The organism is Lacihabitans sp. CS3-21, from assembly GCF_024343675.1.
Classification (GTDB): Bacteria; Bacteroidota; Bacteroidia; order Cytophagales; family Spirosomataceae; genus Leadbetterella.
In genome coordinates this window covers 1-602 of sequence record NZ_RJUD01000045.1, presented here as the reverse complement: position 1 = coordinate 602, position 602 = coordinate 1, and the positions used below count along the sequence as shown (strand labels likewise).

The 602-nt window shown below is 53.3% G+C and carries 1 pseudogene; it reads left to right on the top strand.

The window, feature by feature from the left end:
* A pseudogene (locus EGI24_RS21815) lies at window positions 1-534 on the top strand (hypothetical protein); the annotation flags it as partial.
* Between the last annotated feature and the right edge of the window lie 68 nt (window positions 535-602).

The following is a 602-nucleotide window of genomic DNA, read 5'->3' as shown; positions in this document are numbered from 1 at the left end:
GGAGCTGTAGGTTCAAATGGGGCATCGGGTGCAACGGGGCCAACTGGTCCAGCAGGAGCAGCTGGACTCGCTGGTTTAAATGGAGCGACTGGTGCTACGGGGCCAACTGGTTCTACAGGAGCAGCTGGACTCGCTGGTTTAAATGGAGCGACTGGTGCTACAGGGCCAACTGGTTCAACAGGAGCAACTGGGGCTAATGGAGCCACTGGACTCGCTGGTTCAAATGGAGCGACTGGTGCTACGGGGCCAACTGGTGCTACGGGTTCAAATGGGGCAACAGGAGCTACAGGGCCAACTGGTTCAACTGGTGCTAATGGAGCTACTGGTGCCACGGGGTCGAATGGTTCAACTGGTTTAACAGGAGCTACAGGTCCAACTGGTGCTACAGGATCGAATGGTTCAACTGGTTTAACTGGTGCTACTGGAGCCACTGGATCTGCTGGTTCAAAAGGAGCAACAGGAGCTACAGGTCCAACTGGTTCAACAGGTGCTAATGGAGCCACTGAGCAGCTGGTTCTGCCTCAATTTCTATAGATGCAAGTATTAGTGGTACTTCTAGTAACTCAAGCGTTTTTGGTAGTGCTAACGGCACGGAGGTTTAT